Genomic DNA, 24,745 nt, shown 5'->3' with positions numbered 1-24,745 from the left:
CCTCCCCAAAACCAACAACGCCCACCAAATCCAACCCGGCGGGCGTCATCCAAGGGGCGAAGGGAGAAAACTCACCCCTCCAACGACTCCACCCCCAACTCATCCCACACCGCCTCCGCCAGATGGAAGGTGGCATTGGCCGCCGGGATACCGCAGTAGATGGCGCTCTGCATGATCAGCTCCTTGATCTCCTCCCGCGTCACCCCGTTGCTGCGCGCCGCGCGCAGGTGCAGGCGCAGTTCGCCTTCGCGATTCATGCCGATCAGCATGGCGATGGTGATCAGGCTGCGGGTGTGCCGTGGCAGACCGGGGCGGGTCCAGATGTCGCCCCAGGCGTGGCGGGTGATCATCTCCTGGAATTCTTCGTTGAAGGGGGTCAGCTTTTCCAGGCTGCGATCGACGTGGGCATCGCCCAGCACCGCGCGGCGGACCTGCATGCCGGCTTCGTAACGTTCTCTTTCGTCCAAGATCGACTCCTTCAGGCGCTGAGAAAGGCCAGCACGCGCTGGGTAAAGGCAGTGCCCATCTGCACGTTGGACAGGTGGGCGGCGGGAAACTCGACGTACTCGGCGCCGGGGATGCGTTCCTGCAGGAAGCGTCCGTCCGCGGGGGTGGTCACGGCGTCGTGGCTGCCGGCGACGATCAGTGTCGGCGCGCGGATGGCGTCCAGCACCTCGCGGAAGTCGGCGTCGCGCACCGCCGCGCAATTGGCGGCGTAGCCCTGGGGCGAGGTGCCGGCGAGCATGGCGACGATGCGGTCGACCTTGTCCGGCTCGGCGCTGGCGAAGTCAGGGGTGAACCAGCGACCAATGGAGGCGTCGCGCAGGTCGCGCATGGCCTGCTCGCCACCGGCATCGACGGTCTGGATGCGGGTGTTCCAGACTTCCGGAGTGCCGATCTTGGCCGCGGTGTTGCACAACACCAGGCGGGTGACCCGCTCGGGGGCATTGATGCCCAGCCACTGGCCGATGGAGCCGCCCATGGACAGGCCACAGAAGGCGAATTGGTCGATGCCCAGGGCGTCGGCCAGGGCCAGGACGTCGCGGCCATTCCCGTCCATGCGATAGGGGCCGGGCGTCACCAGAGAGGTGCCATGACCGCGGGTGTCGTAGCGCAGCAGGCGAAAGCGCTCGCTGAAGGCCGCCGCCTGGTCGTCCCACATGCCGAGGTGGGTGCCCAGGGAATTGGACAGGATCAGCACCGGAGCGCCCTCGGGGCCCTCCAGCCGGTAGTTCAGGTCGCCATCGGCGAGACGCACGCGGGTCATCAGGCAGTCCTCTTGTCTTGGGAACGGGAAAGCAGGGTGCGGTGTTCGGCCAGGGCGCGGGTTACCCAGGCGCGGGCCAGGCCCTGGTAATGGGCGGGGTCCAGCAGTCGATCCAGCTCGGCGCTGGAGAGTTCGGCGGTGACCTCGGGTGTATCGCCCAGCACCTGCCGCAGGTGGCGCCCCTCCTGGACGGCGCGCTTGCAGCTCCGCTCCACCAGGTGATGGGCGGCCTCGCGCCCCAGGCGGCCGGCCAGGGCGATGCTGACCGCCTCGGCCAGCACCAGGCCGTGGGTCAATTCCAGATTGGCCTGCATGCGCGCGGCATCGACCTCCAGCCCGGCGACGATGGCCTGGGCCTGCTGCAGGGCACCGGAGACCAGGCAGAACAGCTCCGGCAGGGTTTCCCACTCGGCATGCCAGAGGCCCAGGCTGCGCTCGTGCTCCTGGGGCATGGCGGAAAACAGGGTGCTGACCAAGCCCGGCGCGCGGGTGGCGGCGGCGATCAGCACCGCCGCGCCCACCGGATTGCGTTTGTGCGGCATGGTGGAAGAGCCCCCCTTGCCCGGCGCCGAGGGCTCGAAGACCTCGGCGGCTTCGGTCTGCATCAGCAGTGACAGGTCCCGCCCCAGCTTGCCCAGGCTGCCGGCCACCAGGCCAAGCCAGGCGCCGACCTCGACCAGGCGATCGCGCTGGGTGTGCCAGGGTTGCTCCGGCAGGCTCAGCTCCAGTTCCCGGGCCAGGGCCTCGGCCACCGGCAGGGCGTCAGCGCCCAGGGCGGCCAGGCTGCCCGAGGCGCCGCCGAATTGCAGCACCAGCACCCGTGGCCGCAATTCGGCCAGGCGCTGGCGGTGCCGGGTGATGGCGCCCAGCACTCCGGCCAGCTTCATGCCGAGGGTCACCGGTGTCGCATGTTGCAGCCAGGTGCGGCCGGCCAGCACGGTATCGGCATGGCGCTCGGCCTGGGTGGCCAGGGCCTCGGCCAGTTGCGCCAGGTCGACGTCCAGGAGGTCCAGCGCCTGGCGAACCTGCAAGACCAGACCGCTGTCCATGGCGTCCTGGCTGGTGGCGCCGCGATGCACATGGCGCTCGGCCTCGGGGTCCTGGGCGGCGATCTGCCGGCCCAGGGCCTTGACCAGTGGAATGGCGGAATTGCCGGCGCTGACCACGGCCTGGGCCAGCTCGGCCGCGTCATAGCGCTCGGCACGGCAGGCGGCGGCGATGGGCGCTACCGCCGTCTGGGGGATCACCCCCACCGCCGCCTCGGCGCGCGCCAGGGCCGCCTCGAAGTCCAGCATGCCCTGCAGTCGCCCCTGGTCACAGAACACCGCGCGCATGGCGGCCTGGGTGAAGTAGGCGTCGAACAGCAGGTTGGACATGGGGACTCCTCGAGTGGGGGCGGCTAATAAAACGTAGCGAGCGGTTGTCAGGTGGGTGCGCGCGGGAATCGGACCGGGCTCGCGCACGAGTGCACAAGTGGTACCTGAGGGTTCCGAGCACTGCACGCGCGCCCATGGCGGACGCGCAGCAGGTCTATCAGTTGCTCCTAGTGGTCGTGGTGCAGGTAGGTGGCTTGCCGCGGCAGCCGCAGGCTGACCAGGAAGGCCACCGCCAGCATCACCGAGACGTAGATGTAGAAGACCTCTTCATGCCCCTGGGTCTTGAAGCTCAGGGCGACGAATTCCGCCGAGCCGCCAAAGATGGCATTGGCCACCGCATAGGACAGGCCCACGCCCAGGGCGCGCACTTCCGGCGGGAACATCTCCGCCTTCACCAGCCCGCTGATGGAGGTGTAGAGGCTGATGATGGCCATGGCCAGGCAGATCAGCAGGAAGGCCACGAAGGGACTCTGGACGCTGGCCAGCGCGGTGAGGATCGGCCAGGTGCAGACCGTGCCCAGGCCGCCGAACAGCAGCATGGAGGCGCGGCGGCCGATGCGGTCGGAGAGCATGCCGAACAGCGGCTGCATGAGCATGAACACCAGCAGGGCGCAGGTCATCACGGCGCTGGCGGTCTTGGCGTCCATGCCGCTGGTGTTGACCAGGTACTTCTGCATGTAGGTGGTGAAGGTATAGAAGATCAGCGAGCCGCCGGCGGTGTAGCCGAGCACGGTGAAGAAGGCCGCCTTGTGATGCTTGAACAGGCCGCTCAAGGTGCCGGCTTCCTTGTTGGCGCGGGTCTCGGCGGTGGTGGTCTCTTCCAGCGAGCGACGCAGGAACAGCGAGATCACCGCCGCGGCGGCGCCGACCAGGAAGGGAATCCGCCAGCCCCAGGCGCGCAGGTCGGCGTCGCTGAGCACCTGCTGCAGGATCACCACCACCAGCACCGCCAGCAACTGGCCGCCGATCAGGGTGACGTACTGGAAGGAGGCGAAGAAGCCGCGTTGTCCACGCAGGGCCACCTCGCTCATGTAGGTGGCCGTGGTGCCGTATTCACCGCCCACCGAGATGCCTTGCAACAGGCGCGCGAGCAGCAGCAGGGCCGGTGCCGCGACGCCGATGCTGGCATAGGTGGGCAGGCAGGCGATGGCCAGGGAGCCGGCGCCCATCATCAGGATGGAGATGACCATGGAGGTGCGCCGGCCATACTTGTCGGCGACGCGCCCGAAGATCCAGCCGCCGAGGGGCCGCATCAGGAAGCCCGCGGCGAAGACGCCGGCGGTGCTCAGCAGCTGCACGGTGGGATCGCTCTTCGGGAAGAAGGCGGCGGCGAAGTAGATGGAGCAGAAGGCGTAGACGTAGAAGTCGAACCATTCCACCAGGTTGCCGGACGAGGCGCCGACGATGGCGAAGATGCGCTTCTTGCGCTCCTCGAAGCTGTAATGCGGGTGAGTGCTCATGGAGATCCTTAATTATAGGTATGGATGGACGGAGGACAGCCTACCGCCATCGGACCCGGAGAGACACACGCGGTTACAGGAGGTGTGGGCATGGATAGAGGCTAGGTGTCGAGGAGGTCTGGGTAGTCCGCTGAAGCGACCGCTCCTACAGGTGTCGTAGGAGCGGCCCATGGCCGCGATGAAACCACCACACAAAAAACCTAGATCGACTCCACCCGCTCCACCGCCAGCGCCAACCCCTGGCCGACGCCCACGCACAGGGTGGCGAGCCCCAGGCGGCCGCCAGTCTTTTCCAGGTGGTGCACCGCGGTGAGCACCAGGCGGTTGCCGCTCATGCCCAGGGGATGACCCAGGGCGATGGCGCCGCCATTGGGATTGACCTTGGGGCTGTCGTCGGCCACGCCCAGCTCGCGCAGGACGGCGATGCCCTGGGCGGCGAAGGCCTCGTTGAGCTCGATGACGTCGAAGGCCTCGATGGACAGGTCCAGTTGCCGCAGCAGCTTGCGCACCGCCGGGGTCGGACCGACGCCCATGATGCGCGGCGCCACCCCGCCACTGGCCATGCCCAGCACCTTGGCACGCGGCGTCAGGCCGTGTTTCCTGACGGCGTCCGCCGAGGCCAGGATGATGGCCGAAGCACCATCGTTGAGCCCCGAGGCGTTGCCGGCGGTCACGGTCTTATCCGGGCCGTTGACCGGCTTGAGCTTGGCCAGGCCTTCGGCGGTGGTGTCCGGACGCGGATGCTCGTCCTGCGCCACCACCAGGTCACCCTTCTTGCCCTTGATGATTACCGGAACGATTTCCTCGGCGTAGTAGCCGGACTCCTGGGCCGCGGCGGCACGCTGCTGGCTGCGCAGGCCGAAGGCATCCTGGTCGGCGCGGCTGACGCCATAGTCGGCGGCGACGTTGTCACCGGTGACCGGCATGCTGTCGACGCCATAGGTCTCTTTCAGCGCCGGATTGACAAAGCGCCAGCCCAGGGTGGTGTCTTCCAGTTTCTGGCCGCGCCCGAAGGCACTGTCGGCCTTGCCCATGACATAGGGCGCACGGGTCATGGATTCCACCCCGGCGGCGATCACCAGGTCCATCTCACCCAGGGCGATGGCGCGATAGGCCTGGCCCACCGCCTCCATGCCCGAGGCGCAGAGGCGATTGAGGGTCACGCCCGGCACCGTTTCCGGTAGTCCCGACAGCAAGACCGCCATGCGCGCCACGTTGCGGTTGTCTTCGCCGGCCTGGTTGGCACAGCCCATGAACACCTCGTCCACCGCCGTCCAGTCCACCTGGGGATTGCGCTCCTGCAGCGCCTTGAGCGGAATGGCCGCCAGGTCATCGGCACGTACCGCCGAGAGACCGCCGTTGAGCCGGCCGATGGGGGTCCGAATGGCGTCGCAGATATAGACGGGGCGACTCATTCCTCAGCTCCTTTCTGGCCGCCGTGGGCGGCATTGGTCCGGGCCTGCAGATCACGCAGGGCCGCGAGTTCGGTCGCCGTCGGCGCCGCGCTGGTGGCGACTTGGTCGGCGAAGCGGATGGCCCAGCCGGTGGCGGCCACCACCTGTTCGCGGGTCACTCCGGGATGCAGGGCGGTCACCACGAATTCGTGGGTGCCGGCTTCCGGCTCCATGATGCAGAGGTCGGTGATGATGGCGGTCGGCCCCTTGCCCGGCAGACCCAGCTGCTGGCGGTGATCGCCACCCTCGCCGAAGCCCACCGAGGTGATGAAGGCCAGCTTGTCGACGAAGCTGCGGTGCGACTGCTTTAGGATGATCAGCACCTCCTTGGCCGAACCGGCGATCTCCGGCGCGCCGCCGGCGCCCGGCAGGCGTACCTTGGGCTGGTGGTAGTCGCCGATCACCGTGGTGTTGATGTTGCCGAAGCGATCGACCTGGGCGGCGCCGAGGAAGCCGACGTCGATGCGCCCGCCCTGCAGCCAGTAGCGGAAGATCTCGCCGGTAGGCACCACGGTGTCGGCGGTTTCGGCCAGCTCGCCGTCGCCGATGGACAGCGGCAGCACCGAGGGCTTGGCGCCGATGGGGCCGGATTCGTAGATCAGTACCACGTCCGGCGCATGGGTCAGGCGCGCGAGGTTGGCCGCGGTGGACGGCAGGCCGATACCGACGAAGCAGACGCTGCCATTGCCGAGGCGGCGGGCGGCGGCCACGGTCATCATTTCATTGGTGGTGAAGTCGCTCATGATTCAGGCCTCCGCAGCCAGCTTCGCCTGGAAGGCGGCGAAGTCCGCGGTACCGCGGATGTAGGTGTCGATCCACTGGGTGAAGGTGTCGCGATCGCGGGCGATCGGGTCCCAGGCCTGGTAGAAGCGGTTGTCCCGTTCGTAGTAGCCGTGGGCATAGGACGGATGCGCCCCGCCCGGCACCACGCAGACCGCGCTGAGCGCCCAGGTCGGCAGCACGCAGGCGTTCATCGGCGCCTGGAGATCGTCGACCAGCTCTTCCACGGTGACGATGCAGCGCTGGGCGGCCAGCGCCGCTTCCTTCTGCACGCCGAGGATGCCCTGGATCAGCACGTTGCCCTGGCGGTCGGCCTTCTGCGCATGGATGACGGTGACGTCCGGGCGCACGCTGGGCACCGCGGCCAGCTGCTCGCCGGTGAAGGGGCAGGCGATGGTCTTGATGTCCGGATTGACCTTGGCCAGGTCCGAGCCCTGGTAGCCACGCAGGACGGCGAACGGCAGGTTGGAGGCGCCGGCGACATAGGCGTTGGCCAGGGCCGCGTGGCTGTGCTCGGAAATCTCCAGTTTGTGCGGCCAGCCTTTTTCCACCGCATCGCGCAGCCGGTGCAGGGAGCCGACCCCGGGGTTGCCGCCCCAGGAGAAGATCAGCCGCTTGGCACAGCCGGCACCGATCAGCAGGTCATAGACCAGGTCGGGGGTCATGCGCACCAGGGTCAGGTCGCGCCGATTCTGGCGGATCAGCTCGTGGGCGGCGGCGGTCGGAATGAGATGGGTGAAGCCTTCGAGGGCGACGGTCTCGCCATCGTGGACGAAGCGCTGGATGGCTTCGCTCAGGGACAGGATCTGGGCCATGGATTGTCGACTCGCGTCTTTGTTGTCGGCGCCGCCCGGTGCGGCGGTCTGGAGTCAGACTACAAAGCCCCATCGGCGCAAACAATCCGATAATCGACTAACCGTTCGATTATCGAACAGCATCGTGCGGCAGTCTATCGAGGGCCGCGACGCGCAGCGAGTCGCCGCAGCAGCTACACTGCCCTCCCCTCATCCAGAGCCTAGCCGATGTCCGACAAGCCCCGCGCCTCCCTCGAAGGGATCACCCTCGAAGCCCTGCTCACGCGCCTGGTGGAGCATCACGGCTGGGACGAACTCGGTCGGCGCATCCCGCTGCGCTGCTTCACCCATGAGCCCAGCCTCAAATCCAGCCTGACCTTCCTGCGCCGCACCCCCTGGGCGCGGGAAAAGGTCGAGCAGCTCTATCGGCGACTGCCGAAGCAGGGCTGAGGCGAGCTCCTGCGTAGGTGGGGCTGACACGGCCCCGTCAGCGAAGCGCAACCGGCCAGGGTCAATTGCGCACCGTTGGGCTGCGCTACGCTTGGCGCCAACCTACAACGCTGGTACCTGCTGGAACACCAGCACCTTGAGACCACCCTCGGCGTCCTCGTCGGCGAATTCCGGCGGGTTGGCCAGGCGCTCGACGAAGGCCAGCCCGGGCGCCTCCTGGGCCATGCCGGCGATGAGGAAGTCCGCACCCACGCTGGGATCGTTGACGCAGGCCAGCACCCGGGCGCCGGGGGTGAGCAGTTCGGGCAGGCGGCGCAGGATGCGCGCGTAGTCCTTGGTCAGGGCGAAGCTGCCCTGCTGGAAGCTGGGCGGATCGACGATCACCAGGTCATAGGGCCCCAGCTTGCGCACCTTGCCCCAGGACTTGAACAGTTCGTGGCCGAGAAAGCTGACCTTGCCCAGGTCATGGCCATTGAGTCGGTGATTCTCGCGGCCGCGGGTCAGGGGCCCGCGGGCCATGTCCAGGTTGACCACCTGGCCCGCGCCGCCGGCCAGGGCGGCCACGGAGAAGCCACAGGTGTAGGCGAACAGGTTGAGGATGCGCAGACCGGCGGCCTGGTCGCGCACCCAGCGGCGACCCAGGCGCATGTCGAGGAACAGCCCCATGTTCTGGTGGCGGGTGAGGTCCAGGCCGAACTTCAGGCCGTCTTCGTGGATGACGTGCTCGCCCACCGGCGCGCCGATCAGCGCCTCGCTGGCGGCGTCCAGGCGGTAACGATGCTGCAGGAGCAGGCTGCGGGCGCCGCTGGCGCGCCACGCCGGGGTCTCGCCCAGGACGGTCAGAGTCGTGCGCAGGGCGTCCAGCTCGGCCGCGGGCAATTCGCGAAACAGCCCTACCCGCACCACGCCTTCCAGCCAGTCCACGGTGAGTTGTTCCAGCCCCGGCAGCAGCCGGCCACGGCCGTGCACCAGCCGGCGCGCCTCGGCGGGTGGCGAATCGAGGGCGGCGAGGAGCAGCTCGGAGAGGTGGGCAAGGGTAGCGGTATTCATGGGCGGTCACGACGGCAAAGGAGCGGCATGCTACGGCAAAAGTGCCGGGCTCGCCTCCCGGCGCAGGCCCGCCAGATGCCTGCCGGCAATTGGCTACGAAGGTATTTTGGCGCACCGTCGCCAAGGAACCGACCAGTCCGATGAAAATATGTCTCAGGCGGTAACGACTCGCGGTTGTATCCACTTTGTAAGCCGCTCTAGAATCCGCCTCCCCGAACCCCAGGACGATAACAATGCGCCGGCTGGTCCCTGCTTTCTATCTGCTGCCCCTCTGTGCCCTCCCCCTCGCCGGTCATGCGCAGGAGCAGACGGAAGATTCGCCCCAGGCGCTGTCCGACCTCACCATCGTCGGCGCGGCCGAATCGCCCAACGGTCCGGTCGTGGGCTACAAGGCGGAACGTTCCAGCAGTGCCACCCGTACCGATACCCCGCTGCACGAGACGCCCCAGTCGGTGAGCGTGGTCTCCCGCGAGGCCCTCGACGACCTTTCCGCCACCCGCCTGCAGCAGGCGCTGGACCAGGCCGGTGGCGTCGGCCGTGGCAACAACTTCGGTGGCCAGGGCCTGACCAGCTACACGGTGCGCGGCTTCACCAGCTCCGAATACTTCCGCAACGGCTTCCCCATGAATCGTGGCTATCCCAGCGCACCGGACGCCGCCACCCTGGAGCGGGTCGAGGTCCTGCGCGGCCCGGCGGCGACCCTCTATGGCCGCAGCGATCCGGGCGGCACCTTCAACGTGGTCACCAAGCAGCCGCTGGGCGAGCGCAAGACCACCCTTGGCAGCCAGTTCACCGACCAAGGTCAGAAACGCGGCACCCTGGACACCACCGGCCCGGTGGATGAAGAGGGTCGCCTGGCCTATCGCCTCAACCTGATCGCCGAGGGCGGCGACAGCTTCCGTGACGACGTGCACACCGAGCGCTACGAAGTCGCCCCGGTGCTGAGCTGGCAGGCCACCGACGCCACCCTCATCACCTTCGAGGCGGACATCATCCGCAGCAACGCCCCGCTGGATCGCGGTCGCACCAACTACCTGACCCAGCGCGCCGAGGCCAATCGCTCCACCAATGCCTGGGAAAAGGGCACCACCAACCTGCTGCACAGCGACAGCGAGGCCTATCAGCTGCGCTTCGAGCACCAGTTGAACGACGCCTGGACCCTGGCCGGCGGCTTTCAGTACCTCGACGGCAGCCTCAAGGGCAATGCCGTGGAAGCCAACGGCGTGCAGGCCGACGGCGTGACCCTCGGCCGCAACTTCAACTACCGCAAGCTGGAGTGGACCGATCGCGACCTGCAGCTGAACCTGACCGGTCGCTTCGACACCTTCGGCCTCGGCCACACCCTGATCACCGGGATCGAGGTGGAAGACTACGACTATCAGTCGATCATCCAGCGCTCGCCAGGCAGTGTCAGCGCCTATCCGGTCAACTTGGTCGATCCGGTCCTCGGTCAGCCGCGCCCGGCCCTGACCCGTACGCCGACCCATGACCACGAGACCCTCAAGACCTGGGCGGCCTTCGTGCAGGACCAGATCGCCCTCACCGAGCGCTTCAAGGTGCTGGGTGGCGTGCGCCTGGAGCGCTTCGAGCACGACTACGACAACTTCGTCGCCGGTGGTCAGAGCTGGTCCAATGCCGACAACGCCGTCACCCCGCGCCTGGGCGTCAGCTATGACCTCACCCCGGAGCTGGCCCTCTATGCCAGCGCCTCCAAGTCGTTCAAGCCCAACACCGGCGCGGCGCGCCTGGGTGGCGGCTTCGATCCCGAGGAAGGCAAGGCCTACGAAGTGGGCATGAAGTGGGCGGCGCTGGATGGCCGCCTCGGCGTCGACACGGCGATCTTCCACACGGTCAAGGAAAACGTCCTGACCCCGGACCCGGTCGACCCGAATTTCAACGTCGCCGCCGGCGAGGTGCGCAGCCGCGGCTTCGAAGTCAACGTGACCGGCGACCTGACACCCAACTGGCGCATCCTCGGCGGCTACGCCTTCACCGATGCCGAGGTCACCAAGGACAACACCCTGGCCCGCGGCACGCGCCTGACCAATATCCCGCGCAATGCCGTCAACCTGCTCAACGTCTACGAATTCCATGACGGCGTGCTGCGCGGCCTGGGGCTGGGTGCCAACGTCAAGTACGTCGGTGAGCGCGAAGGCCAGAAAACCATTGCCAGCGACTACCGCATGGACAGCTACACGGTCACCGACCTGTTGAGCTTCTACAAGGTCGACGAGCACCTGCGGCTGAACCTGGACGTGCGCAACGTCTTCAACAAGGGCTACGACGAGAGTTCCTGGAACGCCTACAGCTATCCGGGCGAGCCGCGTACGGTGCAGGCCGGCTTCACCTACACCTTCTAACAGCCTGCTCATAATCTGCTGCGCGTCGGCCAAACCGCGTTGAGAAGGCCCTGGGTCGCCAGCCCGGTCGGAATGCTCATTTACGCTATGTAAACTCGAGCGCGAGTCCGATCCGCTTCCTCAGGCCTTCTCGCGGGGCCGCCCAGGCCTTGTTTGGCTCTAGCTCGCGAGATTATGAACAGGCTCTAAGACCCATGGAAAATCAGGCCTCGCTGAAGGCCTGACCGGTCAGCGGCTGGACCACCGGGCGGCCCTGGCGGTCGTGGAGGATGTCCACCGCCACGCCGTAGGTGGCTTCCAGCAGGTCGGCGGTGACGATGGCGGCGGGTCGCCCGGCGGCCAGCAGGCCACCATTGACCAGCACCAGCAGCGAATCGGCGTACTGGCAGGCCAGGTTGAGGTCGTGCAGCACCACCACGGTCACCCGCTGGTGCAACCGGGTCTCGTGGCGCACGCGATCGAGCAGGTTGATCTGGTGCCGCAGATCCAGGGCGCTGACCGGTTCGTCCAGCAGCATCACCTCGGGTTCGCGCATCAGCACCTGGGCAAAGAACACCAGTTGTCGCTGACCGCCACTCAGGGCGCCCAGCTGGCGCGAGGCCAGGTGGCCGATGCCCACCTCGTCGAGCTTGCCCAGCGCCCGCTCCAGCAAGGCGTCGTCCAGGTGCAGCGTCAGCCGTTCCAGGCGGCCCATGGCCACCGTCTCCAGCACCGACAGCGCCGCCTCGGCATGGGAATCCTGGGGCATGTAGGCCACGCCCTGGCGCCAGCCCTCCCGCTGGCCGCGCAGCGAAGCCCCCGCCACCAACCGCCGCTCGCCGCGCTCGATATGCCCGGCCGCCAGCGGCAGGTCACCGGCCAGGGCGCGCAGCAGGGTGGTCTTGCCGGTGCCATTGGGGCCGAGGATCACATGCACCTGCCCCGCGTGCAGCTCGGTGCAGAGTCCGGAGATCACGGTGCGGTCGCCGCGCTTCAGCGCGAGGTCCTGGAGGCGGATCATGGGCTTGGCCTGCGCGGGGCGAAGATGAGCCAGAGCAGGAAGGGCACCCCGACGATGGCGGTGACGATGCCCACCGGGAACAGCGCCCCGGGCAGGATGGACTTGGACAGCACCGAGGCGAAGGACAGCATCAGGGCGCCGCAGATGGCGGACAGCGGCAACAGGAAACGTTGATCCTCGCCCACCTGCCAACGAGCGATATGGGGCGCGACCAGGCCGACGAAGCCGATCACCCCGACGAAACTGGTCGCCGTGGCGGTCATCACCGCCACCAGGATCAGCACCTTCAGGCGCAGCCGGCGGATGTCCACGCCCAGGCTCTCGGCCCGCGCCTCGCCCAGGCGCAGCGCGGCCAGTTTCCAGGCATCGCGCAAGAGCAGGAGGCAGCACAGCAGGGTCACCCCGGCGACGATGGCCAGGGTGGTCCAGGTGGCGCGACCGAGGCTGCCGAACAGCCAGAAGAGGATCTGCTGGGAAAGCTCCGGCGAGGAGAGGAACTGCACCAGCGACAGCAATGACTGGAACAGGAACAGCAGGGCGATACCGCCGAGTATGATGGTGTCGCTGCCGGTGCGCTTGAGCGAGGCCAGGGCGAAGAGGAACAGCGCCGCCAGCATGGCGAAGGCGAAGGCCCCCAGCGGCACCCCGATCAGCGCGCCCAGGCCGAAGCTGCCCAGCGCCAGGCTGAGGGCGGCGCCACAGCCGGCGGCGGCGGCCATGCCCAGGGTATAGGGGCTGGCCATGGGGTTGTTGAGCAGCGTCTGCATCTGCGCCCCGCCCGCGCCGAGGGCAGCGCCCACCGCCAGCGCCATCAGCGCCACCGGCAGGCGCAGGTCGCGGACGATGGCGTCGGTCATCGGCTGCCGCCCGCCGAGCCCGGTCAGCGACTTGAGCACCTCCAGCGGCGAGAGCAGCGACGGCCCGGTGGCGATGTCCAGCACCAGACCCGCCAGGGTCAACAGCAGAAACACCCCGCAGGCCCGCCAGCGTCGGCGCTCACGGGCGCGTTGCTCGGCGATGGCGTTGCCGTGGCTGGCGTTCGCGGCCTCGCTCATGGCGTCAGGCCTATGGCGAAGGTGCCCTGGGGCTGGATCGGCATGTAGCGGCGATAGTATTCGCGGTAGTTGGCCAGCGGATCCACGTCCTGGAACAGATCCGGATAGAGCTGCTTGGCGATGAACTGCAGCATGGCGAAGTCCTCCAGGCTGCGCGAGGCACCCTGGTAGACGCCATAGAGACGCCCGTCGCGGATCGCCGGCAGATTGGCCCAGCCCGGTCGCTGCATGAAGGCGCGCAGGTGACTGCGGGCATCGTCCGCGGTGACGCCGGGGCCCATGGGCAAGGCGGTGGCATTGCTGTTGTCCTCGCGCCCGGAGATGAAGATGACCTCCGGCTGGGCCATGAGCACCTGTTCCGGATTCATCACCCCCCACCACTGGACGAAGGGCGCGGCGATGTTGTCGCCGCCGGCCAGAGCGACCATGGCGCCCCACATGTTGCGACCGTAGGTGAAGGAGTATTCGGCTGGCCCCTTGTTGCCGAATTCGGCATAGACCCGCGGTTTCGGCCGATTGGCCGCCGCGATGCGGGTCTGGATGTCCCGCACCACCTTGGCGTAGAAGTCGGCCAGCTCGGCGGCGCGCGCCTCCTGGCCGGTGATGACGCCGAGCAGGCGGGTGGAGGTCAGGTGGCGCTCCAGGGTCTGGGCGTTGTAGTCGATCGCCACCACCGGGATGCCGAGTTGTTCGAGGCGCTTGACCTCGCTGTCCAGGGCCTGGAATTGCCAGGCGGCCAGCACCACCAGATCCGGCTTGAGGGCGAGGACCTTCTCCACCGAGAAGCTGTTGTTTTCCGTCTCCCCCACATCGGGAAGGGTCGCCAGGGACGGCCGGTGGGCGACATTGAGCGCCCAGTTGGCCGGCACCTTGCGCTCCCAGGCGCCGCGGGAGACACCGACCACCGCGTCGAAGGCCCGCTCGCCGCCGACCGCCAGGTAGTCGCCATAGTGGAAGCCCAGCACCACGCGCTTGGCCGGCGCCTCGATCGTCACCGTGCGGCCGAGGACGTCGGTGACCTGACGGGTCTCGGCAAAGGCCGGGGCAATCAGAAAACAAGCGATAAGCGTTACCAGCCGGACAGCCCACTGCCCGCGGCGAGCGAAACCTTTCATGGAACCCCTTGGACGTCTGCACCCGCTCTAGACGGGTGACTGCGGAGCGTGCAAAGGGTGCAACTTTACGCGGTGGCAGCGCCTGCGCCTAGCGCCCGCCACCGGCAAAGGGGAAGCCGTCGACGCTAGGTCGCATCGGCATGACTGACCACGCCCTTGATCAGCACCGCCAGGGCGGCGAGACCCGCCGGCAGGAGCAGCGCGGTGAGCACCTGGGTGAAGGTCCAGCCCAGACCCAGCAGGGTCGCGCCCATCCAGGCGCCGGTGATGGCGCCGAAGCGGCCGATGCCGAGCATCCAGGACACCCCGGTGGCGCGGCCATGGGTGGGGTAGTAGCGTGCCGCCAGCGACGGCATGGCCGACTGGGCGCCGTTGATGCACATGCCGGCCACCAGCACCAGGGTAGCGACCAGGGCGACCTGGCCCAGGCTCTGGCCCACGCAATAGGCGAAGACGCCCGCCAGGACGTAGAACAGGCCGATCACCTTGTGCGGATTGAATCTGTCCATGGCCCAGCCGACGAACACCGCGCTGAGCACCCCGCCGAACTGGAACAGCGCGCCGATCAGGGCAGCCTGCTCCAGGCTGGCGCCGGCGTCGCGCATCAGCGTCGGCAGCCAGCTGGTGAGCAGATAGACGATCACCAGGCCCATGAAATAGGTCAGCCACAGCAGCAGGGTGCCGGCGCTGTAGTTGCGGTTGAAGATCACCGCGAAGACGTTGCCGGTCTTGACCGACTGCTGCTCGGGCACCACGAAGTGTCGCGCCTCGGCGGCCTCGCGACCGATGGGCGCCAGCACCCGGCGGATGCGTTCGGCGCGCTTGCCGTGCACCACCAGATAGCGCGCCGATTCCGGCAGCCAGAGCAGCAGCACCACGGCCAGCGCCAGGGGCAGCACGCCGCCCAGCACCAGCAGGCTGTGCCAGCCGTAGGCCGGGATCATCCAGGCCGAGACGAAGCCGCCGCCGGCCATGCCCAGGTTGAACCCGCAGAACATGCTGGTCACCAGCAGCGACTTGAGGCGCTCGGGGGTGTATTCCGAGAGCAGCGTGGTGGCGTTGGGCATGGCCGCACCCAGGCCCAGCCCGGTGAGGAATCTCAGGATCACCAGCTGTTCGAGGTTGGCGCTGAAGGCCGACAGCAGGCTGAAGCCGCCGAAGATGAAGGTGGCGACCACCAGCACGCCCTTGCGACCGAAGCGATCGGCCAGCGGCCCGGAACCCAGGGCGCCAAAGACCATACCGCCCAGCGCGGCGCTCATCACCGGGCCCAGGCTGGCCCGCGGGATGCCCCATTCCACCGACAGCGCCGGGGCGATGAAGCCCATGGCCGCGGTGTCGAGGCCGTCGAGAAAGACGATGAGAAAGCACAGGGCGACGATGCGCCACTGGTAGGCGGACAGCGCCTGGCGATTGATGAAGTGCTGGACGTCCAGGGTGCCGGCTGTCGCCGTGGCCGAAGAATCGGCCAGGGGCACGGCGCCCGCGAGGGTTTGCGTCATGGTGGTCTGCTCGTGTTGTTGTTATCGGCGGATTGCGCCACTGCGCCGACGTTAAGCCCACCTCGAACAGCTGACAATTCGATTATCGGCGATATGGCCGATAATCGACCAGATTCGCTAATGAAACAGCCGGGTGCTCAATTCCTGGCTGGCCGCCAGCAGCACCGGCAGGAAGCGCGTCTCCAGCTCCTGGCGACTGACCCGACTGGCGTGGGTGCCGACGTTGAGCGACGCCAGCACCTGACCGGCAGCGTCTCTCAGGGGCACCGCCAGGGATCTCAGCCCTACTTCCAGCTCCTGGTCGACGATGACGTAGCCCTGCTGGCGCACCTGGCCCAGGCACTCGATGAGCGCTGGCGGCTGATAGAGGGTGCGGCTGGTCTTGGCCTGCAGGTCGGCGTGTTCCAGGTAGTCGTGCAGGGCGGCATCGTCCAGGGCGGCGAGCAGGATGCGGCCCATGGAGGTGCAATAGGCCGGCAGCCGGCTGCCGACGCTGAGGTCCACCGAGATCAGCCGCTGCGGTGTGGCCGAGCGGGCGATGTAGAGGATCTCGTCGCCTTCCAGGGTGGCCATGGAACAGGCTTCGTGCAGCTGTTCGCTGAGGCGGTCGAGCACTGGCTGGGCGGTGACCGCCAGCGGCGTCGACGACAGGTAGGCATGCCCCAGGGTCAGCACCTTGGGCAGCAGCGAATAGGTGCGGCCATCGGTGGTGACGTAGCCCAGCTTCATCAGGGTATGCAGGCAGCGGCGCACCGCGGCGCGCGGGATCTCGGTGCGATGGCTGATCTGGGCGATGGTCAGCTGGCGCTTGCGCTCCTGGAAGGCATGGATGACCGCCAGGCCGCGGGCCAGGGAGGTCATGAAGTTGGGGTCGCCGGTGAAGGCTTCGATGCGCTTGGCCGGCGAGGCGATGATGGGCGGCGCCGCCAGTGGCGGCAGGCCCGTGGCGTGAGCGGTGCGGTTATCGTCCATCGGACCGGTCCTCGGCAGGCTTTTGATCGATTATCGAGCGAGTGGGCGATTATCGCAATCGCATTTCTGCTCGCCGCCGCAGACGCGAGCGCTTATCCGGATCATGCTGAAGTGTCACGCCCAGCCGCCTGGATGCCTGCCGATGAAAACCCTGGAAGATCATCTCAGCCAATACGCGAGCTACCACCGCGATCCGCGCAACATCGCCAGCCACTTTCCCGGCATCCTGCTGATCGTCCTGGCGGTGGCCATCCTGCTGTCGCGTCCGACCTTTACTTTGGTCGGCTGGCCGCTGTCGCCCGCGGTACCTTTGGCCGGGGCGGTGGCGGTCTTCTACCTGCGCCTGGATCGGCCGCTGGGGCTGCTGATGGGCGTCCTGCTCGGTCTTGCCCTCTGGCTGGGTGCCGCGCTGGCGGCCCGGACCACGGGCGTCTGGCTGGGCTGGGGGCTGGGTCTGTTCCTGGTCGGCTGGGCCATCCAGTTCGTGGGCCACCACTACGAAGGACGCAAGCCCGCCTTTCTCGACGACATCGCCGGCCTGGCCATCGGTCCACTGTTCATCGTCGCGGAACTGGTCTTCCTGCTGGGCGGACGCCCGGCGCTGAAGCGGGTGATCGACGAGAGAGCCGGCCCGGTGCGGCGCCGTCAGCCCAGCCGATAGCGAATCGTCGGCCGACCGTCGGGGCCGTCCAGCGTCACCTGCGCCCTCACCCCCCAGACCTGATGGATCAGCGCGGCCGTCAGCACCTCGGCCGGAGCGCCTTCGGCGACCAGGCGACCGTCGCGCAGCACCGCCAGGCGGTCGCAGAACAGCGCGGCCAGATTGAGATCGTGGATGGCCAGCACGCAGGTCGCCGGGAGGCGGCGGACCAGGTCGAGGATCTCCAGCTGGTGCTGGATATCGAGGTGGTTGGTGGGTTCGTCCAGCAAGAGTTCGCTGGGCTCCTGGGCCAGGGCGCGGGCGATCTGGGCGCGCTGGCGCTCGCCACCGGAGAGGCTGTGCCAGCGCCGCGCGGCCTTGTCCACCAGGCCGACCTGGGCCAGGGCGCGCTGGCAGACCTCGGCGTCGCGGACGCTCCAGGCATCGAGCAGGCCGCGATGGGGCGTGCGCCCGAGACGCACCACCTCGGCCACCGACAGATCGGCCTCGGTACCGGCCTGCTGCTCCACCAGGGCGACCCGGCGCGCCAGGTCGCGCCGGCGCAGCACGGCCAGCGGCGTCGCGTCGAGGCTGACCCTGCCCTGCTCCGGCCGGCGCAGCCCGGCCAGCAGCCGCAGCAGACTGGATTTGCCCGAACCATTGGGGCCGAGCAGCCCGAGCACCCCGCCGGGCGGGACCTCGAGGGTCACCCCGGCGAGGATCGGCTGGCCGCCGGCGCTCCAGGCGACGTCGCGCGCGGCGAGGCTCATCGGACCTCCCGTGCGCGATAGAGGATGAAGGCGAAGGCCGGGGCACCGACCAGGGCGGTGACCACGCCGATGGGCAGGGTCTGCTTGGCCACCAGGGTGCGGGCGACGATGTCGGCCAGCACCATGAACAGCGCGCCGATCAGGGCGCAGGTGGGCAGCAGCCGGCCATGCCCGGGACCGACCAGAAAGCGCGCCACATGGGGGATCACCAGGCCGACGAAGCCCACCGCGCCCACCAGGCTGACCAGGCAGGCGGTGATCAGGCCGGTGACGGCCAGCAGCAGCAGGCGCAGTGGTCCCACCGCCACGCCGAGGCTGGCGGCGGCGTCTTCGCCAAAGGCGAAGGCATCCAGCGCCCGGGCACAGGCCAGGCACACCAGCAGGCCGGCGAGGACCACCCCGGCGGCCAGCCAGACATCCGGCCAGCGCACCCCGGCCAGGCTGCCGAGCAGCCAGAACATCACGCTGCGGGCCTGCTCGGCATTGGCCGCGGTGGCGACGATATAAGCGGTCAGGGCATTGAACAGCTGGGAGGCGGCCACCCCGGCGAGGATGATGCGGGTGCTGCCGCCGCTGCCGAGAAAGGGCAGTACCACGGCGAAAGCCAGCACCGCGCCGAGAAAGGCGCCAAGGGACACGCCGAGCACCCCGCCCCCGACGCCCAGCAGCATCACCAGCACCGCGCCGGTGGAGGCGCCCGCCGACAGCCCCAGCACATAGGGTTCGGCCAGGGCGTTGCGCAGCAGCGCCTGGAGGATGGCGCCGGAGACCGCCAGGCCCGCACCGCAGCAGGCCGCCACCAGGGCGCGACTGAGACGGTATTCCCAGACGATGCCCTGGACGATGCGCTCCACCGGATAGGGCCCCAGGCCCAGGCCATTGGCGATGGCCTGCAGACTGGTCAGGGGCGCGATGGGCATCTCGCCGAAGGACGCCGCCAGCACCACGCTCGCCGCCAGCGCCAGCACGGCGGCCAGGCCCAGCAGCCAGCGCCAGGGCCGGGCCCCCTCGGCTGCCAGGGGCAGGCTCATGGTTGCGACTTGGCCAGGTCGGCGGCCAGGGTCTCGACGCTGTCCACCACCCGCAGCGAGGGATTGAGGGTCGGGGCGTCCACCACCAGCAGGTGGTTCTCACGCACCGCGCGCAATTCGCGGGTCAGGGGGTCACTGCGCAGGAAGGCCAGCTTCTTGTCCACGTCATCGGCGGGATAGAGGCGGCGGTCCATGCGCGCCACCACGATATAGTCCGGGTCCAGGCTGGCGATGCGCTCCCAGCTCACCGCCGGCCACTCTTCGGCGCTGTCGACCACGTTGCGCAGGCCCAGGGCACGGGCGATCCAGGCCGGCGCGCCGAGCTTGCCGGCCACCCAGGGATCCCCTTCCAGACGGGGGCTGGAAAACCAGAACAGCACCGAGCGGCCCTGGACCTCGGCCGCCTTGGCCTGCCTACCGGCGGCGGCGATGCGGCGGTCCAGGTCGGCGACCAGGCGCTCGCCGGCCGGTTGCACATCGAGGATGGCGGCCAGCTCCCGGGCTTCACGGGTCACCAGCTGCATGTCGAAGGGGGCGCTGCGGCTGCCATCGCTGTTGGAATCGGCGGTAACCGCCTTGCCTTCGCAATCGCTGGGCGCCACATAGGTGGCGATGCCGAGCTTGGCGAAGCGCGGGAAGTCCGCCACCTCGCCGCCGGGGCCGACGTGATAGGTGTACTGGGCCGCCACCAGGTCCGGTCGGGTGCCGACCACGGCCTCGAAGCTGGGGGCGTTGTCGGCCAGCCGTGGGATGCCCTTGCCCGCCTCCTGCAGATCCACGGGCAAGCCGCCGAACCAGACCCCGGTGCCCACCAGTCGCGCGCTCACGCCCAGACGCAAGAGCAACTCGGTGCTGGCCTGGCCGAGGCTGACCAGGCGCTGGGGCGCGCGCTCGAAGACCAGCTCGCGACCGCAGTTGTGCACGGTCAGCGGATAGGCGCTGGCCGCCTGGGTGGCGAGGGGGGAAACGAACAGCAGGCCGGCGCTGAGCAACGGCAGAAGACGGCGAAACATGGACTCTCCTCGGGATGACGCGTCCCTTGTGGATGATGGATGTCCCCTGGCAAGGTCTGGCTCGCTTCTCGCGAAGCTCACAGTGGCGCGACCGCGCCGGACTCTCACCGGCTTCCCGCCAAGGGATTTAAGAACCTGTCCACGATCTGCTGCGCGTCGGCCAAACAGCGTTGAAAATGGCTTCGGAATGCTCATTTACCACTCGTAAACTCCGCTTCCTCAGCCATTTTCGCCTTGTTTAGCTCTAGCTCGCGAGATCGTGAACAGGTTCTAAGGGGTCGCCGAGGGTGAGCCAGCGGCGACCAGGATTCAAGCACCAAATGTTACTTTATAACAACCCTGGGTCGTACCAGCGCGGCGTATAGACCCATTCGCCGCCGTCGGCCCGCGGAAAGCGTCGGGTATGGCTGGAGCCGAGGATCACCAGGGTGCGCGAATCCACCATCTCGCTGCGCAGGGCGCCGAGGCTGGTGTATTCGAGACCGCCACCGGGACGGCCGACGTCGCGACCGAGGATCACCGGGGTGTTCGCCGAACGGCAGCTGCGCAAGACGTCCAGCGCCCGATCCAGCTGATGCGGCCGGGCCTTGGAGATGGGATTGTAGAAGGCCATGGCCAGGTCCGCCGCCGCGGCCTGGCGCAGGCGCTGCTCGATCACCGCCCAGGGCTTGAGGTTGTCGGACAGGGAGATCAGGCAGAAGTCGTGGCCCAGCGGTGCCCCGGCCAGGGCGGCGCTGGCCATGGCCGCGGTGATGCCCGGCAGGATCTCCAGCTCCACCGCGGCCCAGCGCGGGTCAGCGGCGCCTTCCAGCACCTCCAGCACCGCAGCGGCCATGGCGAAGACGCCCGGATCGCCGGACGAGACCATGACCACCTGGCGGCCGCTGGCGGCCAGTTCGAAGGCGTGGCGGGCACGCTGCAACTCCTCGCGATTGTCGCTGGCATGAGCCAGCTGATCCGGGCGCAAGGGGCCGGCCATCTGCACGTAGGTGGCGTAGCCGAGCACGTCCTGGGCCTGGTCCAGGGCGCGGCGCACCACGGGTGCCATGAGCTCGACCGCGCCGGGGCCGAGACCCACCACGCTGAGACGCCCACGCCGCTGGCCGAGGTCCTCGGCGTCCAGTGGCCGGTCATGCAGGTGCAGGGCGAGGCCCTGGGCCTGGGCCCGCGCCACCGTCGCCCGGGCGAAGTCCGGGGTGCGGGTGTCGACGAATCTCAGGGGTACGGCCAGCGTCTGGCTCAGCTCGGCGAGGCCGGGCGCGGCCATGTCTTCCGCCCGCGCCAGCAGCACCGCCACGGCACCCGGCGCATAGCCGGTGCTGGCGAGCAGCGCGGTCACGGCGGCGGCGGCGGCATCGGCGCGCACCGCCACCAGCACGGCGCGGGGATGGATCAGGAGGGTGTGGTCGTCGGCGCTGGTCATGGGCGAGACCAGGATGCGTTGCCGCGCCTCGGGATCGCGGGCCAGGGGTACCTCATCCAGCCAGGACGCCTCGCCCTCGATGCGCACCGGGGCGCCGGCCAGCAGATCGGCCACCCGGTGCTTGGCCACGTCGACGTCGGCCAGCGCATAGCCGGCCGGTGGATCAAGCAGGCAGGTGCCGAATCTCAGTTCGCCGCTGGTGGTGATGGCCGGGGCCACGTCCAGCAGCGTACCCAGCCGACGGGCCAGGCGATTGGCGCCGGCCAGGCCGCCCAACAGCGGCACCACGGCGCTGCCATCTTCGGCCACCGCCACTACCGGCGGCTCGGCGGTCTTGTCGTCCAGCAGCGGGGCCAGGCTGCGGATGACGATGCCGGCGGCGCAGAGCACCAGCAGCGGGCGCTGTTGCCGATAGAGGTCACGCAGGTGGTCGCCAAAGGCGCTGTAGCTGACATCGCCTTCGACCCGCCCGGCCAGGCCGTGCACCAGGCTGCCCGGCAGGCCGCCCTGCAAGCGGCGGGCAGTGGCCAGGGCACCGGGACCGAGGATGACGATGGCCGGGCTCAACCCTTCCATTTCACCCCCGGCACCACCACCAGCGAGAAATACGGCGAGGCCATGGGGTCGACGGCGTCCAGCGCGACGATGCGCTGGTTGTCCATGGTGGCGCGCTCGATATAGCGGGCACGCTCGTCCAGGCCCAGCTCACGCAGCACCTGGCGCACCTTCTCGAAGTTGCGCCCGAGCTTCATCACCACGGCGGCGTCGGCGCTGGCCAGGCGCGCCTTGAGTTCCTCCGCGGAGAGCACCCCGGAGAGCACCGTGAGGGTCTGGTTGCGATAGACCAGCGGCAGGCCGAGCATGGCCACGCCGCCGAGCATGGAGCAGACCCCCGGCACCACCTGGGCTTCGTAGCGCTCGGCCAGGCGGTCGTGCAGGTACATGTAGGAGCCGTAGAAGAAGGGATCGCCCTCGCAGATCACCGCCACGTCGCGACCGGCGTCCAGATGGTCGGCCACCTGGGCGGCGGCGGTGTCGTAGAAGTCGGCGATCACCGTCTCGTAGGACAGCGGCGGCGCCAGCTTCTCGGTGGTCACCGGATAGACCAGCGGCAGGCGCTGCTGGCCGTCCAGCAGATAGCCCTCGATGACGCCATAGGCATTGCCGCCCTGGCCCGCGCTGGCCTTGGCCTTGGCGACGAAATAGGCCACCACCGGCGCGCCCTGCAGCAGGCGCAGGGCCTTCAGGGTGATGAGTTCCGGATCGCCGGGGCCGACGCCCAGGCCGAGCAGGCGGCCCGCCATCACTCCACCTCCGTGGCCAGGGCATTGACCGCCGCGGCGGCCATCGCGCTGCCGCCCCGCCGGCCGCGGACGATGACATAGGGCACGCCACGACTGTCGGCGGCCAGGGCATCCTTGGACTCCATGGCGCCAACGAAGCCCACCGGCATGCCGAGGATCAGCGCCGGCCTGGGCGCCCCGGCGTCGAGCATTTCCAGCAGATAGAACAGCGCGGTGGGGGCGTTGCCGATCACCACCACGCTGCCGGCCAGATGCGGTCGCCAGCGCTCCAGGGCCACCGCCGAGCGGGTGTTGCCCTGGGCCACGGCCAGCTCGCGGATGCCCTCGTCGTGCAGGGTGCAGATCACCGGGTTGTCGGCTGGCAACCGGGTGCGGGTGACGCCCTCGGCGACCATGCGCGCATCGCAGAGGATGGGCGCGCCGGCCGCCAGGGCCGCGCGACCGGCCGCGCCGGCACCCGGGGAAAAGGCCAGGTCCTGGACCACGTCGACCATGCCACAGGCGTGGATCACCCGCACGGCGAGCTTTTCCAGATCGGCGGGGATGGCCGAGAGATCGGCCTCGGCGCGGATGGTGGCGAAGGATTGGCGATAGATCGCCTGGCCGTCGCGTTCGTATTCAAGCATCACTAGGGCTCCGGGCCAGCCAGGCGGCGGCCTCGTCGAGAGAAAGGTGGGTGGCGCGCCGCCGGCCCGGCCCGGGCTGGGTGGCGTCGCGCACGAAGAGGTCATAGCGACCGGGGGCCACCGCCAGCAGGGTGTGGGGCGCCTGGCCGGCCAGGGCGCAACTGCGCGGGCAGCCGGAGAGGTGCACCTCGACGTCCGCGGGCAGCCGCTCGGCCAGGCGCAGGGCATCGCCCTTGGTGTCGGCCTGGCCCTTGGCGCAGCCCGCGCTGCCGGTACAGGCGACCAGCCGGGCCAGGGGCGCGGCGGGATCGGTGGTCAGCTCCAGGGCAGCCAGGGCGGTGAGTAGCTCGGGTGCCTGGCCGACCGGCACGTCCGGCAGCAGCAGGCCCTGCCACGGGGTGAGGTGCAGGTCGCCATTGCCCAGTCGCTCGGCCAGGTCGGCGACCGCGGCCAGGCTCGCCGCCGACAGCCGCCCGAGGGCGGGCTGGGCGCCGATCCAGCAGCGGCCCGGCTGCCGCTGGAAATGGCGACCCAGGCGCAGCGCGCCGTGCGCGGGGGCGCGGAGGGTCGCTGGAGGCGGCAGCAGATCCAGGCCGGCCAGCAGCTCCGCGACCGGACGCTGCGCCAGCAGCTGGCGCATGCGGCCCTGCTCGGGACCGGCCAGGTCGAGGAAGCGATGCAGCAGTCGCGCGACGGTCGCCACCTCACGGCCTGGAGCGATCAGCCCAACCGGTACGTCCAGCGGCGTGCCGGCGAGACCGAGCGCATAGCCTGCAGGGCGAGCCGACAGCCAGACGTCATGGGGATGATCGAGCCGCGCCAGGGCTTCGCCGCCGTCCAGTTGCAGGGCGAACTTGGGCGACAGGCCATGCAGTCGACGATCGCCTTCCAGCAGTGCGAGCAATCCGGCGGCCAGGGGGCGGACGTCGCGCAGCTGCTGCGGATCGTGCCCCGCCGCGGGGCTGAGCAGCAGATTGCGCACGTCGTCGGCGGCGGGATCGCTGGGGCCGAGACCGGCGGCCTGCAGCTCGGCCACCAGGGCGTCGGCGCCATCCGGGCGCACGCCGCGCAGTTGCAGGTTGGCTCTGTTGGTCAGCTCCAGCACCCCGCTCGCCCAACGCTCGCTGGCGGTGGCGATGGCCCGTGCCTGGGCGGCCGTCAACCGGCCGCCTGGCAACTTCACCCGGCACAGGCCGCCATCGCGCGCGGGCACGATGCGCAGCAGACCCGGACAGGCCGAAGGCCGCGGGACGAGGGCGGAAGGAGACGGAGGATTCACGGCGGAAGGTCGGGCTGAACGGGA

Annotated in this window: 23 protein-coding genes, 1 other RNA gene and 1 riboswitch; of the genes, 3 read left to right on the top strand and 21 right to left on the bottom strand. The window is 69.1% G+C overall.

The window, feature by feature from the left end:
• Positions 1–71: 71 nt before the first annotated feature.
• From pcaC to RCF34_RS16115, 8 genes are all read right to left on the bottom strand, one after another.
• Positions 72–467, bottom strand: coding sequence for a 4-carboxymuconolactone decarboxylase (gene pcaC, locus RCF34_RS16150; RefSeq protein WP_017642968.1), 396 nt, complete (start codon positions 465–467; stop codon positions 72–74).
• Between the two features lie 11 nt (positions 468–478).
• Positions 479–1,267 carry a 3-oxoadipate enol-lactonase gene (pcaD, locus tag RCF34_RS16145; RefSeq protein WP_308709076.1) on the bottom strand — a complete coding sequence of 263 codons (789 nt, stop codon included), beginning with the start codon at positions 1,265–1,267 and terminating at the stop codon, positions 479–481.
• The gene (locus RCF34_RS16140; RefSeq protein ID WP_308709075.1) at positions 1,267–2,643 is read right to left on the bottom strand and encodes a 3-carboxy-cis,cis-muconate cycloisomerase; all 1,377 of its coding nucleotides are present in this window, start codon (positions 2,641–2,643) and stop codon (positions 1,267–1,269) included. Before RCF34_RS16140 ends, pcaD begins: the two co-directional genes overlap by 1 nt.
• 21 nt (positions 2,644–2,664) lie before the next feature.
• A non-coding RNA gene (locus tag RCF34_RS16135) (sX9 sRNA) lies at positions 2,665–2,749 on the bottom strand.
• A gap of 61 nt (positions 2,750–2,810) precedes the next feature.
• Positions 2,811–4,103: an MFS family transporter gene (locus RCF34_RS16130; protein ID WP_017642965.1), complete on the bottom strand. Its 1,293-nt coding sequence runs from the start codon at positions 4,101–4,103 to the stop codon at positions 2,811–2,813.
• A gap of 200 nt (positions 4,104–4,303) precedes the next feature.
• The gene (gene pcaF, locus RCF34_RS16125) at positions 4,304–5,518 is read right to left on the bottom strand and encodes a 3-oxoadipyl-CoA thiolase (RefSeq protein ID WP_308709074.1); all 1,215 of its coding nucleotides are present in this window, start codon (positions 5,516–5,518) and stop codon (positions 4,304–4,306) included.
• On the bottom strand, positions 5,515–6,300 hold the full coding sequence (locus RCF34_RS16120; RefSeq protein ID WP_093257255.1) for a CoA-transferase subunit beta: 786 nt from the start codon (positions 6,298–6,300) through the stop codon (positions 5,515–5,517). The genes pcaF and RCF34_RS16120 overlap by 4 nt, the downstream gene beginning before the upstream one ends.
• Before the next feature lie 3 nt (positions 6,301–6,303).
• The gene (locus tag RCF34_RS16115; protein WP_059316339.1) at positions 6,304–7,152 is read right to left on the bottom strand and encodes a CoA transferase subunit A; all 849 of its coding nucleotides are present in this window, start codon (positions 7,150–7,152) and stop codon (positions 6,304–6,306) included.
• Between the two features lie 207 nt (positions 7,153–7,359).
• Between RCF34_RS16115 and RCF34_RS16110 the strand changes: the two genes are divergently transcribed.
• Positions 7,360–7,581 (top strand): VF530 family protein, encoded by a 222-nt coding sequence (locus RCF34_RS16110; protein ID WP_308709073.1) that lies wholly within the window; start codon positions 7,360–7,362, stop codon positions 7,579–7,581.
• A gap of 102 nt (positions 7,582–7,683) precedes the next feature.
• Here the strand turns inward: RCF34_RS16110 and RCF34_RS16105 are convergent, their stop codons facing one another.
• Positions 7,684–8,631: a class I SAM-dependent methyltransferase gene (locus tag RCF34_RS16105; protein WP_308709072.1), complete on the bottom strand. Its 948-nt coding sequence runs from the start codon at positions 8,629–8,631 to the stop codon at positions 7,684–7,686.
• 233 nt (positions 8,632–8,864) lie between these two features.
• Between RCF34_RS16105 and RCF34_RS16100 the strand changes: the two genes are divergently transcribed.
• Entirely contained in the window at positions 8,865–10,991 is a 2,127-nt protein-coding gene (locus tag RCF34_RS16100) for a TonB-dependent siderophore receptor (RefSeq protein ID WP_308709071.1), read from the top strand.
• A gap of 202 nt (positions 10,992–11,193) precedes the next feature.
• On the opposite strand, the gene RCF34_RS16095 is transcribed toward RCF34_RS16100, so the two are convergent.
• The 5 genes from RCF34_RS16095 to RCF34_RS16075 form a co-directional block, all read right to left on the bottom strand.
• Complete coding sequence (locus RCF34_RS16095) at positions 11,194–11,991, bottom strand: ABC transporter ATP-binding protein (protein WP_308709070.1); 798 nt, start codon at positions 11,989–11,991, stop codon at positions 11,194–11,196.
• On the bottom strand, positions 11,988–13,046 hold the full coding sequence (locus tag RCF34_RS16090; protein WP_308709069.1) for an iron ABC transporter permease: 1,059 nt from the start codon (positions 13,044–13,046) through the stop codon (positions 11,988–11,990). The genes RCF34_RS16095 and RCF34_RS16090 overlap by 4 nt, the downstream gene beginning before the upstream one ends.
• Positions 13,043–14,161, bottom strand: coding sequence for an ABC transporter substrate-binding protein (locus tag RCF34_RS16085; RefSeq protein ID WP_308709068.1), 1,119 nt, complete (start codon positions 14,159–14,161; stop codon positions 13,043–13,045). Before RCF34_RS16085 ends, RCF34_RS16090 begins: the two co-directional genes overlap by 4 nt.
• 125 nt (positions 14,162–14,286) lie before the next feature.
• Complete coding sequence (locus RCF34_RS16080) at positions 14,287–15,663, bottom strand: MFS transporter (RefSeq protein WP_308709067.1); 1,377 nt, start codon at positions 15,661–15,663, stop codon at positions 14,287–14,289.
• Positions 15,664–15,780: 117 nt separating this feature from the next.
• Entirely contained in the window at positions 15,781–16,635 is an 855-nt protein-coding gene (locus tag RCF34_RS16075) for an IclR family transcriptional regulator C-terminal domain-containing protein (protein ID WP_017642952.1), read from the bottom strand.
• A 142-nt stretch (positions 16,636–16,777) separates the two neighbouring features.
• Here RCF34_RS16075 and RCF34_RS16070 point away from each other — a divergent pair, with 142 nt between their 5' ends.
• Entirely contained in the window at positions 16,778–17,296 is a 519-nt protein-coding gene (locus tag RCF34_RS16070) for an Mpo1-like protein (protein WP_308709066.1), read from the top strand.
• Here RCF34_RS16070 and RCF34_RS16065 read toward each other — a convergent pair.
• The 7 genes from RCF34_RS16065 to cobG form a co-directional block, all read right to left on the bottom strand.
• On the bottom strand, positions 17,281–18,045 hold the full coding sequence (locus tag RCF34_RS16065; RefSeq protein ID WP_308709064.1) for an ABC transporter ATP-binding protein: 765 nt from the start codon (positions 18,043–18,045) through the stop codon (positions 17,281–17,283). The genes RCF34_RS16070 and RCF34_RS16065 overlap by 16 nt on opposite strands.
• Positions 18,042–19,076, bottom strand: coding sequence for an iron ABC transporter permease (locus RCF34_RS16060; RefSeq protein WP_017642949.1), 1,035 nt, complete (start codon positions 19,074–19,076; stop codon positions 18,042–18,044). The genes RCF34_RS16065 and RCF34_RS16060 overlap by 4 nt, the downstream gene beginning before the upstream one ends.
• Positions 19,073–20,089 carry an ABC transporter substrate-binding protein gene (locus tag RCF34_RS16055; RefSeq protein ID WP_308709063.1) on the bottom strand — a complete coding sequence of 339 codons (1,017 nt, stop codon included), beginning with the start codon at positions 20,087–20,089 and terminating at the stop codon, positions 19,073–19,075. Before RCF34_RS16055 ends, RCF34_RS16060 begins: the two co-directional genes overlap by 4 nt.
• 53 nt (positions 20,090–20,142) lie before the next feature.
• Positions 20,143–20,206, bottom strand: a riboswitch (cobalamin riboswitch).
• Between the two features lie 211 nt (positions 20,207–20,417).
• Complete coding sequence (gene cobJ / locus RCF34_RS16050) at positions 20,418–22,088, bottom strand: precorrin-3B C(17)-methyltransferase (RefSeq protein ID WP_308709062.1); 1,671 nt, start codon at positions 22,086–22,088, stop codon at positions 20,418–20,420.
• A complete protein-coding gene (locus tag RCF34_RS16045; RefSeq protein WP_308709061.1) occupies positions 22,076–22,816 on the bottom strand; it encodes a precorrin-2 C(20)-methyltransferase in 741 nt (246 codons plus the stop codon). Before RCF34_RS16045 ends, cobJ begins: the two co-directional genes overlap by 13 nt.
• Positions 22,816–23,442, bottom strand: coding sequence for a precorrin-8X methylmutase (locus tag RCF34_RS16040; RefSeq protein ID WP_308709060.1), 627 nt, complete (start codon positions 23,440–23,442; stop codon positions 22,816–22,818). The genes RCF34_RS16045 and RCF34_RS16040 overlap by 1 nt, the downstream gene beginning before the upstream one ends.
• On the bottom strand, positions 23,435–24,721 hold the full coding sequence (gene cobG, locus RCF34_RS16035) for a precorrin-3B synthase (protein WP_308709059.1): 1,287 nt from the start codon (positions 24,719–24,721) through the stop codon (positions 23,435–23,437). The genes RCF34_RS16040 and cobG overlap by 8 nt, the downstream gene beginning before the upstream one ends.
• Between the last annotated feature and the right edge of the window lie 24 nt (positions 24,722–24,745).

Origin of the sequence: Pseudomonas sp. 102515 (genome assembly GCF_031085165.1) — a bacterium.
Lineage (GTDB): Bacteria > Pseudomonadota > Gammaproteobacteria > Pseudomonadales > Pseudomonadaceae > Chryseomonas.
The sequence above is the reverse complement of the archived record's forward strand: the minus strand, read 5'-3'. Positions and strand labels throughout refer to the sequence as shown.

Bases quoted from the DNA above. Each gene is read 5' to 3' on its own strand.
- pcaD (WP_308709076.1), bottom strand. From the start codon at position 1,267: ATGACCCGCGTGCGTCTCGCCGATGGCGACCTGAACTACCGGCTGGAG.
- RCF34_RS16140 (WP_308709075.1), bottom strand. From the start codon at position 2,643: ATGTCCAACCTGCTGTTCGACGCCTACTTCACCCAGGCCGCCATGCGC.
- RCF34_RS16130 (WP_017642965.1), bottom strand. From the start codon at position 4,103: ATGAGCACTCACCCGCATTACAGCTTCGAGGAGCGCAAGAAGCGCATC.
- pcaF (WP_308709074.1), bottom strand. From the start codon at position 5,518: ATGAGTCGCCCCGTCTATATCTGCGACGCCATTCGGACCCCCATCGGC.
- RCF34_RS16120 (WP_093257255.1), bottom strand. From the start codon at position 6,300: ATGAGCGACTTCACCACCAATGAAATGATGACCGTGGCCGCCGCCCGC.
- RCF34_RS16115 (WP_059316339.1), bottom strand. From the start codon at position 7,152: ATGGCCCAGATCCTGTCCCTGAGCGAAGCCATCCAGCGCTTCGTCCAC.
- RCF34_RS16110 (WP_308709073.1), top strand. From the start codon at position 7,360: ATGTCCGACAAGCCCCGCGCCTCCCTCGAAGGGATCACCCTCGAAGCC.
- RCF34_RS16105 (WP_308709072.1), bottom strand. From the start codon at position 8,631: ATGAATACCGCTACCCTTGCCCACCTCTCCGAGCTGCTCCTCGCCGCC.
- RCF34_RS16100 (WP_308709071.1), top strand. From the start codon at position 8,865: ATGCGCCGGCTGGTCCCTGCTTTCTATCTGCTGCCCCTCTGTGCCCTC.
- RCF34_RS16095 (WP_308709070.1), bottom strand. From the start codon at position 11,991: ATGATCCGCCTCCAGGACCTCGCGCTGAAGCGCGGCGACCGCACCGTG.
- RCF34_RS16090 (WP_308709069.1), bottom strand. From the start codon at position 13,046: ATGAGCGAGGCCGCGAACGCCAGCCACGGCAACGCCATCGCCGAGCAA.
- RCF34_RS16085 (WP_308709068.1), bottom strand. From the start codon at position 14,161: ATGAAAGGTTTCGCTCGCCGCGGGCAGTGGGCTGTCCGGCTGGTAACG.
- RCF34_RS16080 (WP_308709067.1), bottom strand. From the start codon at position 15,663: ATGACGCAAACCCTCGCGGGCGCCGTGCCCCTGGCCGATTCTTCGGCC.
- RCF34_RS16075 (WP_017642952.1), bottom strand. From the start codon at position 16,635: ATGGACGATAACCGCACCGCTCACGCCACGGGCCTGCCGCCACTGGCG.
- RCF34_RS16070 (WP_308709066.1), top strand. From the start codon at position 16,778: ATGAAAACCCTGGAAGATCATCTCAGCCAATACGCGAGCTACCACCGC.
- RCF34_RS16065 (WP_308709064.1), bottom strand. From the start codon at position 18,045: ATGAGCCTCGCCGCGCGCGACGTCGCCTGGAGCGCCGGCGGCCAGCCG.
- RCF34_RS16060 (WP_017642949.1), bottom strand. From the start codon at position 19,076: ATGAGCCTGCCCCTGGCAGCCGAGGGGGCCCGGCCCTGGCGCTGGCTG.
- RCF34_RS16055 (WP_308709063.1), bottom strand. From the start codon at position 20,089: ATGTTTCGCCGTCTTCTGCCGTTGCTCAGCGCCGGCCTGCTGTTCGTT.
- cobJ (WP_308709062.1), bottom strand. From the start codon at position 22,088: ATGGAAGGGTTGAGCCCGGCCATCGTCATCCTCGGTCCCGGTGCCCTG.
- RCF34_RS16045 (WP_308709061.1), bottom strand. From the start codon at position 22,816: ATGGCGGGCCGCCTGCTCGGCCTGGGCGTCGGCCCCGGCGATCCGGAA.
- RCF34_RS16040 (WP_308709060.1), bottom strand. From the start codon at position 23,442: ATGCTTGAATACGAACGCGACGGCCAGGCGATCTATCGCCAATCCTTC.